The 10,442-nt window shown below is 37.8% G+C and carries 7 protein-coding genes; 5 read left to right on the top strand and 2 right to left on the bottom strand.

Features of this window, described 5'->3' with window-relative positions:
• Positions 1 to 535: transposase (locus HHL23_RS21850; RefSeq protein WP_169236856.1), on the bottom strand; the 535-nt coding region annotated here is incomplete at its 3' end.
• Positions 536 to 1,005: 470 nt separating this feature from the next.
• Here HHL23_RS21850 and priA point away from each other — a divergent pair.
• The 5 genes from priA to HHL23_RS21875 all read left to right on the top strand — a co-directional run bounded on the left by priA (position 1,006) and on the right by HHL23_RS21875 (position 9,710).
• Positions 1,006 to 3,453 carry a replication restart helicase PriA gene (gene priA / locus HHL23_RS21855; RefSeq protein WP_169236857.1) on the top strand — a complete coding sequence of 816 codons (2,448 nt, stop codon included), beginning with the start codon at positions 1,006 to 1,008 and terminating at the stop codon, positions 3,451 to 3,453.
• A gap of 161 nt (positions 3,454 to 3,614) precedes the next feature.
• Entirely contained in the window at positions 3,615 to 5,084 is a 1,470-nt protein-coding gene (dacB, locus tag HHL23_RS21860; protein ID WP_169236858.1) for a D-alanyl-D-alanine carboxypeptidase/D-alanyl-D-alanine endopeptidase, read from the top strand.
• 85 nt (positions 5,085 to 5,169) lie between these two features.
• A complete protein-coding gene (locus HHL23_RS21865) occupies positions 5,170 to 7,095 on the top strand; it encodes a M1 family aminopeptidase (protein ID WP_169236859.1) in 1,926 nt (641 codons plus the stop codon).
• A gap of 256 nt (positions 7,096 to 7,351) precedes the next feature.
• Positions 7,352 to 9,283, top strand: coding sequence for a M1 family aminopeptidase (locus HHL23_RS21870; RefSeq protein ID WP_169236860.1), 1,932 nt, complete (start codon positions 7,352 to 7,354; stop codon positions 9,281 to 9,283).
• 259 nt (positions 9,284 to 9,542) lie between these two features.
• Positions 9,543 to 9,710, top strand: a complete 168-nt coding sequence (locus HHL23_RS21875; protein WP_169236861.1) for a hypothetical protein — start codon at positions 9,543 to 9,545, stop codon at positions 9,708 to 9,710.
• Positions 9,711 to 9,714: 4 nt separating this feature from the next.
• Here HHL23_RS21875 and HHL23_RS21880 read toward each other — a convergent pair whose 3' ends face one another.
• Entirely contained in the window at positions 9,715 to 10,155 is a 441-nt protein-coding gene (locus HHL23_RS21880) for a cupin-like domain-containing protein (RefSeq protein WP_228464939.1), read from the bottom strand.
• Between the last annotated feature and the right edge of the window lie 287 nt (positions 10,156 to 10,442).

Below are 10,442 nucleotides of genomic sequence, written 5' to 3' on the forward strand. Positions count from 1 at the left end.
CCAAACGCATCCGCATGACAAAGTCTAGATCTCTTTTTTTATGTTCATACATAAAATCGAAAGACGCAAACCCTCTGTCGTAGATAATCAAATCTCCTTTTCTGCAGTATTTCAAAAGCTGTTTTGCCTGAATACGCTCATCGGTATCCACAGAAGATAAAACACCGCCAATGCCTATTTTATTAAGTACATCGTACAAAACACAAGCTTTGCCCTGTATAATATAAGTCTCTGTCTGATTTTTCTTTCTGCCATAGATTTCTTCTAACTCCTTTGTCCGGGGAAGGGTTAGTCGGGAACCGTCTACGGACAAAATTCGTTTTCCTGAAAACCTCGTTTTTACAGCCATATTATCGGTGTAAAATTCTTCAGTCAGCTTTTCATTCAGATAACTAAAGACTTCAGGGTTTATTTTTTTACGCGCTTGTACGAAAGCGCTTTTGCTGAATGATTTCTGAGGAATTTCTTTTCTCTTAAGAAAACTTAAAAAGTTAACAATCTCAAGGGATAAACTTTTGGTTAAAAAATTAATCATAAATAATAGGGTTACCGAAAAAGAAAGACGTCTGTTTCTGCTGAAATCTCGTACATCAAATACAAATCTTTTCTTTGTAAAGCTATGAGAAATTTCGAATTGAAGAGAAGAGAGAATATCATTAGTATTTTTTCTTCTCAATTTAACTGCTTGATTCTCTGTTAAATATACAAAAAACAAACCAAAAAAACAATTAAAATAACTGATAATCAACGTATTAAATCCATATCTTAATGACATTGGGCTTTAGCCCGTTTAAATTATAATAATAAAGCAAAACGGCTTTAGCCAAAATTTAAATTTCATCACAAAAAAATCATTGTATTGATGGATAAATTGGTCTGAGTAAATAACCCATCACTTTATTTTAATATAACTCATTACGCCTCCTCACAATGACAGAATACAATCTCAATAAAAAATTGCAGTTCTCTAAAGAAAAATCTAATTTTACACTTTAAAAATTTCCCTTGCAATACGCCCAAATCGTTTTACCACTTAATTTAAAAGGATCTTTCACCTATAAAGTTCCCGAAGAACTAATGTCTTATATTCAGACGGGAATGCGAGTGTTGGTGCCGTTTGGCGGGAAGAAAATCTATACTGGGATTGTTTTTGAACTTCACGACAATGCCCCTGAAAATTTTGTGGCTAAGGAAGTCATCAGCATTTTGGATGACAAACCGATATTGCCTGAAGAGCAGATTAATTTCTGGAACTGGCTTTCAGACTACTATCTGAGCAAATTGGGCGAGATTTATCGCTTCGCATTTCCTTCCTCTTTAAAACTGGAAAGCGAAACCTATTTGAAACTAAAACCTGGGATTACAGTTGATTTTGAAAACCTGGATGTCAATGAAATGTACCTCATCCAGGCTTTGGAAGTACGCCAGCTGATTAACCTGACCGATATTGAAGCATTTGTTCCTAAAAAAGATATCATCAAAACAATCAATTCACTCATCGATTTGCAGTATATTGAAATTGATGAAAAAATTGCTGAAAAATATAAAGCCAAAGAAGTAGCTTACGTAAAGATCAATGATGAGGTTTTGGGAAACCGGAACCTGACAGATATTCTTTTAAAACTGAACAAAGCTCCGAAGCAGAAAGACCTTTTCCTGGCAATTTTGGAAAAGCAGACAGAACATCCCGATATTCCAATCAAAAAAGCAGAGCTGTTTGAAGACGGATATTTCGGAAGTTCCCATTTTAAAGCCCTTGCAGATAAAAGTCTTGTCGAAGAATATTATATGCAGAAAGACAGGATCGAAAGTTATGAAGGCGAAATTGAAGAGCTTGAAGAACTTTCCGAACAGCAGAAAGAAGCCAGAGTTGAGATTGATGAAGCCTTTGAAGAAGGGAAAAATGTATTGCTTCACGGGGTCACTTCCTCTGGAAAAACCCATATTTATTTAGAGAAAATTGAAGAATGTATTGAAGAAGGGAAAAATGTTCTGTTCCTGCTTCCTGAAATTTCTCTGACCAAACAGATTACCCAAAGATTAGAAAAGAAATATGGCAGACAGCTTGGTTTCTATCATCAGAAACTAACGGATTTTGAGCGTGTGGAAGTGTGGCGGAGAATCAAGCAGAATGATATCAAAATTCTTATCGGAACTCGGAATGCCTTATTTCTGCCTTATCAGAATCTGGGATTGATCGTAGTGGATGAAGAACATGATTCTGCTTACAGACCCAGAGAGGCTTCACCCAATTTCAATGCAAAAGATGCTGCGTTGGTTCTGGGGAATCTGTACGGGGCCGGAGTGATTCTGGGATCAGCCACACCTTCTGTAGAAAGCTATTATAACGCCAGAAAAGATAAAATAAAGTATATTTTCCTGAATGAAAGATTCGGAAATGTGAATTTACCGGAATACGAACTCATCAACTTTAAAGAGGCCCAGGATTCCAAAAAGGTGTCCGGGAATTTTTCTTTACAGCTTATTGATGAGATCAAAAAAACGCTTGATGAAAAAAATCAGGCCATCGTGCTTCATAACCGTCGCGGCTATGCGAATGTCATAGAATGCGAAAGTTGCGGCTATGTCAATTACTGCTCGAATTGCGATGTGGTGATGACGTACCATAAGGCGGCTAATGAAATGAAATGCCACTATTGCGGACAGAGAGCTTCAAAACCGAGAAGCTGCCCGAAATGTCAGTCCGAAAACCTGAATGAAAGGGGAGTTGGGGTAGAGCAGATTCATGAAGAAGTTTCCAAAATGTTTCCGGACCATGAAGTTGACAGAATGGATGTGGATTCTATGCGTAAGAAATTCGCGTATGAAAAACTCTACGAAAAAATAGAAGATGGCGAAACCGATATCATCGTGGGAACACAGATGATTTCTAAAGGTCTTGATTTTGATCATATCGAATTGGTGACGATTCCGAAAGCTGATTCCCTGCTTTACGTGCAGGATTTCAGAGCTGAAGAAAGAGCTTATCAGCTGATCACTCAGGTTTCAGGAAGAGCAGGACGGGTTTCCGGGAAAGGAAAAATTTTAATTCAGACCTATAATCCGGATCATTCTGTTTTTCAGTTGATCAAGATGAATAATCCGGCGAAAGTTTATAAATATATTCTTACCGAGCGTCAGAAATTCCACTATCCGCCGTTCACAAAACTCATTATGATTGAGCTTAAGCACAGGAAAGAAGACAAAGTGAACCGGGCTTCCCAGTTTTTAGGATCTATTTTAAGGAAATACCTTCCCGAAGAATGTGTTTTAGGACCCGAAAGAGCTCAGATTGCGCGGCTTAATAATTTGTATCAATTCCAGATTATGCTTAAACTTCCACGCGGCAAAAAGTATGATGAATTCAAAAAAATGGTTTTGTTAAGTTTGAATGAATTTGATGAAATTACTGCTTATCAAAGTATTAAAAAAGATGTTATTGTAGATTTTTAACAATTTTTAACAAACTTTACGGTCTTTTATAAGGCATCTGTGACTCTTTATCTGACAATAATTTCTACTTTTGGTCGTTGATTAAGTGTTTGGCTCTTTAATTGGATGATTTAACTTATCATTTTTTATAGCGTCAAACTATAGAAACCAAAAAAAGATAGATGGTAAATTACAGAAAATATATTTCAAGCGTAGCGGTATTGGCTTCTGGGTTTTTCCTTGCTCAATCTACCGTTTCTACAGTTCTTTACTCTCAGGCTTACGATAATCAAAGAAATACTTTGAACTTGCCTTCTCCCATTACTTCGGTAGCGGAGAAAACAATGTTGTCGGCCAAAGAGCTTGTAGACATTAATGTGAACACAATGATGGCGGATCCTGTGCTGAAAAATGCAACCTGGGGATTCGTAGTGTATGATCCGAAAACGAAGAAGGTGATCTCTTCGTACAACGAAAATACTCCTTTAGTTCCAGCTTCTACTACCAAATTATTAACAACGGAAACTGCTTTAAGCCTTTTAGGGGAGAATTACCGTTGGATGACACAGCTGGAATATTCAGGGACTATTGATGAAAATGGAGTTTTAAATGGAAATTTGTATCTCATAGGCAGTGGTGACCCTTCTTTAGGAACCAATAAAGCGGGTGCATGGTCTTACAGAGACATTATTTCAGACTTCATGGGCGGACTTTCCCGCGAAGGTATCAGAAAGGTAAACGGTGATATTATCATTCAGACAGCGCTTTTCAAAGGCAATATTGCAATGCTTCCGGAAAATGTTGTATGGCTTGAAAACAATAATTATTATCTGCCCGTAGGAACTACCCGCGAGATCAATCCAGCCAACGAAAAGCTGATCGTAAAAAAATCAGGACTTATTTCTGATAAAAAGTATTTCTATGTTTCTCCTTACGCAAAACAGATGGTTTATGCCGAAAAGTATGAAGGAGACGGTGTTTTAACAACAAAACTTCCCGATGCTCCGGCTTATCTTGCCAATACATTCAGAACAACACTGGTAAAAAGCGGAATTGGAGTAACAGGAAAAGTAACCCCTAAAATGACGGATGCAGCTCCTGAGAGCAGAAAACTGGTTTCAGCGTATAAATCTCCTACATTGGGTGATATCATATTTTACACCAACCAGCACAGTGATAACTCTTTGGCAGAAGCTTTACTGAAAACGGTAGGTTTCCAGAAAATGGGAGATCAGACTTCAGAATCAGGAAGAGTAGTGGTAACGGACCACCTGAAGAATGAAAGTTTCGATATGATAGGACTGAATTATATGGATGGCAGCGGACTTTCAAGAAGTAATAATGTAACCCCGATTTCCCAGGTGAAGTTTTTAACCTCATTAATGGATGAGAAATATTACAAAACATATTTCACTTCACTGCCGGTAGGAGGACAGTCAGGAACCCTGAAAAGAATGTTCATCGGAACCGGAAACGGACAGGTTTTTGCTAAAACAGGAACTTTGAATAAAGTAAAAACTCTGGCAGGATATCTGAAAACCAACTCAGGAAAAACATTGGTGTTTTCTTTAATGGTTAACAATTATTCAGGATCTGTAGATATGGTAAAGAAAAGAATGGAAAAAATTCTTGAGCCGGCTCTGGATCTTTAAAAAATATTAATTTCAATCTTCAAAAACCTTTTAATCAATGATTAGAAGGTTTTTTTTATCTTTGGTTATATCTAATATCCTGAGTATGAGAAAATTTTACTTTTTAGTTCTGGGACTTTTCCTTTCCCAGCAGTTCTGCAGCCAGAGCCAGGAACAAAATATTGAAATGAAGGGTCTCATCGCAAAAGAAATGAAAGCTTTTACGAAGAAAATGATTACCTATAATATTAATCCCAATACTTTAAACTATGATCTCCAGTATCAGAGAATGAATCTAAATCTGGATCCTGCAGTGTATCAGGTTTCAGGTTCAGTGACTTCTCATTTTAAGCCTAATCAGAATATGAACAGCATCTATTTTGATCTGTCCGATGTTCTCGTTGTTTCCGAGGTGCAGTATCACGGAACGGATCTGACATTTCAGCAGCTTCCGACAAAAGAAGTTAAAATAGATTTTCCAGCTTCAATTCCCGCCAATACTCTGGACTCATTAACGATCCATTACTCAGGTGCTCCTGTGACTGGGAATGGTTTTTCAACCACTACCCAAAGCGGAACTCCTATTCTCTGTACTTTAAATGAACCATATTGGGCACAGGACTGGTTTCCGACGAAGCAGAGCATGAATGATAAAATTGAAAGGTTTGATTTTAAAATCATCACTCCTTCCCAGTATAGTGTCGCTGCCAATGGAAAACTGATGTCTGAAACAACTCTTCCCGGCAGTCAGAAACTTACTTTCTGGAGAACGGCTTATCCTACAGCGGCCTACTTGATCGCCCTTTCCATCACTAACTTTGTGAAGCTCAATGATACTATGGGAAACCCGCCCTTTCCGTTTGTTAATTATGTGTATCCTTCCACCAATGCCAATGCAACAAGCATGGCCAATATTGAATGGACCAAACAGATCATGAATACTTTCGAGACCTATTTCGGGCCTTATCCCTTCCGTAATGAAAAGTATGGCCATATGGAATTCAAATTTGGAGGGGGGATGGAACATCAGACGATGTCGTCCATGGGAAGCTGGAGTAAAGGTCTTATTGCCCATGAACTGGCCCACCAATGGTTCGGAGATAAAGTGACGTGCGGGGCATGGAACGATATCTGGCTGAATGAAGGTTTTGCGACTTTTGGGGCTATTCTGGCCAATGAAAAATTACTCATGACCAGCGCTGAATTCAAAAATTTTATGCTGGGAGAGATCAACAATATCACTTCCGCTCCGGATGGTTCTACCTATGTTCCGGATGCTGAACTTTCCAATGTAAGCCGGATATTCAGCAACAGACTGACCTATGCAAAAGGGGCTTATATTTTAAGGATGATCAAGTGGATTCTTGGTGATGCCGTTTTCTATCAGGCGTTGAAGGACTACCATGGCAGACCTAATTTAGCCTATAGTTATGCAAGAACTGCAGATTTTAATGCATCATTGCTGCAATCTACCGGAAAAGATTTTACAGGATTCTTCAATGACTGGCTTTATGGTGAAGGTTACCCTACGTATGCTACAAGATGGAGACAGACCGGAAATCAGATTCTGTTTAAAGTTTCACAGACCCAGAGCAGTCCTTCTGTAAGCTTTTTTGAAATGTCTTTACCGATCAAAGTGAATGGAACAGGAGGGCAAACCGCCTATTTTGTTTTAAATCATACCTCTAATAATCAAGGTTTCTTAGAAACGGTTTCTTTCCCGGTTGCTAGTGTTGAATTCAATTATGAATATCAAATTCTGGAGAAAAATTCTACCGTTGTTCAGGATAACACCTTAAGCTTGTCGTCTGTAGAAAAAGACAGTTTTGCATTATACCCAAATCCGGCAAAGAATGAACTGTACCTGAAGGGAATTGAAAAGTCTGCGGATTATTCAATTTATGCTCTGGACGGGAAACTGGTAAAAAAAGAGGTGTATCAGCCTGGAAAAACAATCGGAATTTCAGAACTGGTTCCGGGAACTTATATTTTTACTATTCAGGAACAGCAGATAAAATTCATTAAATATTAAAAAAATGACAGTAATATCTGGTTTATATTCAATAATATATCGTTTTTAATGAGGTTGATTGTTAAATAAAATAAAGATGTGTTTGTATTTATGATTTATAAAATCATGTATTACTAAAGATATGATGAAATAAATATTATTATAATTATAAATTCGCATTGTTTTTTATATAAATGTCTATTTTTGCATAAAATTAACCTTTTGATCACTGATTGAGAGGTTTTTATCTATATTTATGCGCATAATTTTATTGGATATGAAAACACTTTATCTTTTGATTCTGAGCTTCTTGCTTCCGCAGGTATTCTACAGCCAGAATGAACATGATCACAATATTGAAAAGAAAGGATTGGTAGCAAAGGAGATGAAATCTTTCTCCAACAAAATGGCTACTTACAATTTGAGTGCCAATACTTTAAATTATGATCTGCAATACCAGAGAATGGATATTGTCCTGGATCCTGCGGTCTATAATATTTCGGGTTCTGTCACTTCTCATTTTAAGCCCACTCAGAATATGAGCAGCATCTATTTTGATCTTACAGATGCTCTTACAGTCTCTCAGGTGAATTATCACGGAACAAACTTAAGTTTTCAGCAGCTTCCAACAGATGAGTTGAAAATCGATTTTCCGGCTTCTATTCCTGCCAATACACTGGATTCCCTGACCATCAATTATTCAGGAGCTCCCTCTACAGGTTATGGTGCTTTTTTTAATGGTACTCAGGGCGGAACTGCAGTTCTTTCTACACTAAGTGAGCCTTACGGTGCACAGGACTGGTTTCCTACCAAGCAGAGCCTTAACGATAAAATTGAAAGATTTGATTTTAAAATAACAACACCTTCACAATACAATGTGGCAGCAAATGGTAAACTGATGTCTGAAACGCTACTTCCAAGTTCAAAAAAACTTACTTTCTGGAGAACGGCTTATCCTACAGCAGCCTACCTGATTGCACTTTCTATTACCAATTTCACGAAACTAACCAGTACCATTGGCAATCCGCCCTTTCCGTTTGTGAATTATGTATTCCCTTCAACCAATGCCAATGCAACAAGAATGGCTAATATTGAATGGACAAAACAGATCATGACCACATTTGAAACCTATTTCGGGCCTTATCCTTTCCGCAACGAAAAATACGGGCATATGGAATTTCAGTGGGGTGGTGGCATGGAGCATCAGACCATGTCTTCTATGGGAAGCTGGAGCAGGGATATTATTGCTCACGAGCTTGCTCATCAGTGGTTTGGTGATAAAATAACCTGTGCTACGTGGAATGATATCTGGCTGAATGAAGGTTTTGCAACTTTCGGAGAACATGTAGCCAATGAGAAACTTCTCATGACGAATACTGAATTTATGAACTTTCTGGTAGGTCAGAAAAACTTAATTACAAGCAGTACCGGAGGAAGTACCTATGTTTCAGATGCTGAACTGTCCAACTCCAACCGTATTTTCAGCAGCAGACTTTCCTATGCGAAAGGTGGATATATCGTAAGAATGATCAAGTGGATATTGGGAGATGATGTTTTCTACCAGGCGGTGAAAGACTATCATGCCAAGCCGAATTTAGCGTATGGTTATGCTAGTACAGCAGATTTTAAAGCTTCATTTCTTCAGTCTACCGGAAAAGATTTTACAGAGTTTTTTAATGACTGGCTATATGGGCAGGGGTATCCTACGTATTCCATTAAATGGAGACAGACCGGAAATCAAATTTTGTTTAAAGCAGGACAGACGCAGAGTAATGCTTCTGTAAGCTTCTTTGAAATGCCGTTACCGATCAAAGTAAACGGAACCGGAGGGCAAACTGCTTATTTTGTTTTAAATCATACTACTAATAATCAGGGATTCCTGGAAACAGTTCCTTTCCCTGTTGCGAGTGTTCAGTTTAATTATGAAAATCAGATTCTGGATAAAAACTCTACAGTCGTTCAGGATAATACATTAAGTGTATCTTCTGCAGAGAAGGAAGACTTTGCGTTGTATCCAAACCCTGCTAAGAATGAATTGTTCCTGAAGGGGTTAGATCAGTCAGCTGACTATTCCATTCACTCTATAGATGGAAAGCTGATCAGAAAAGAAGTGTATCAGCCTGGAAAATCAATCGGGATTTCAGAGCTTGTTCCGGGAACTTATATATTGACGGTTGAGGAGAAAAATATAAAATTTGTCAAACATTAAAATAGTCAGGAAGTTTGAAGCTGGAAGAGGGAAGTTATTGAAGCCAAAATCAGAACTGGATAATGTTTTATTAATTTTTCAATAAACTAGTCCGGAGAAAAGTCTCAAACTATCCTTGGCAAGGTTTTAAACCTTGCCAAGGATACATAGTAATTTCCATCTTCTCATCTTGACAAATTTAAATTAAATAACAAAAACGGACTCATGGTCCGTTTTTTCATTTTTAGAAATAGCAGTCACGAAAAATTAATACCACAAAATGGCAAAAGCAGGTGAGAGTTTATCTGATAATGATCTGGAAAGTTTCACCAGCCGAAAAGATGTTAAAAAAGCGGATAGTAAAAATAGTGAGCACGCTCAGCAGATGTTATTGCATACAGTAATTCCATTGTTAAAAAATTTAAGGGTTAAATATGATCATGAATAAGCTTTCAGATCAGAAAGCTTTTTTGTTTTCTTGTAGACCGTGATGCTCTTTTTCTGGCAGTTTTTACTTTGTATCCGAACCATTTTTCTTTAAAGAGTCTACGCATTATATTATCAAAATTCCTTGTGAACACCATATTTTTGAAGCCGCGCCATTTTTCGAGAAGGCTGGAGGGAAGAGCTCTTACAGAAACAGAATAACCTTCAGTTTCATATTGTATATAATGCCACCAGCCGGAAGGGATGTAGAGGGTTTCACCCGGCTTTAGGACCGCTTCGTAACCATCCAGATAAAGCAGGGCGGGAAATTCTCTGTAGTCGGGATCTTTGATATTGGGTAAGCTATGAAAATTGTAGGGCAGTTTATACATCAGATCCGACTGCTCCCAGGGAAAAAGCCAGATTCTTTTAATGCCGTGGAATTGGGTGATGAAAACGTGTGACATATCGATGTCGATATGATTTTGTGATAGAACCTTCACCTCCGAAAAACATAAAAGGCAGCCATTTCAGTATTTTCCCATTCGTGACATCATTATAATGGAGATCATTCTTAAGTTCCGACCTGATGTTGAGGAGATTAAATAAAAAAAGTCTGTGTTCAGTTAGTCATGGTCGGAAGAAATTCCGGTCATTTTTTTTTGCATTCTTATGTTTTGAAAACCTTTCGTGGATCCCCTCCCGCAAATACGATTAAAATTGCAGTAATCATATCCCGAAGTTCCATTTTGAT

Source organism: Chryseobacterium antibioticum (assembly GCF_012927325.1).
Classification (GTDB): domain Bacteria; phylum Bacteroidota; class Bacteroidia; order Flavobacteriales; family Weeksellaceae; genus Chryseobacterium; species Chryseobacterium antibioticum.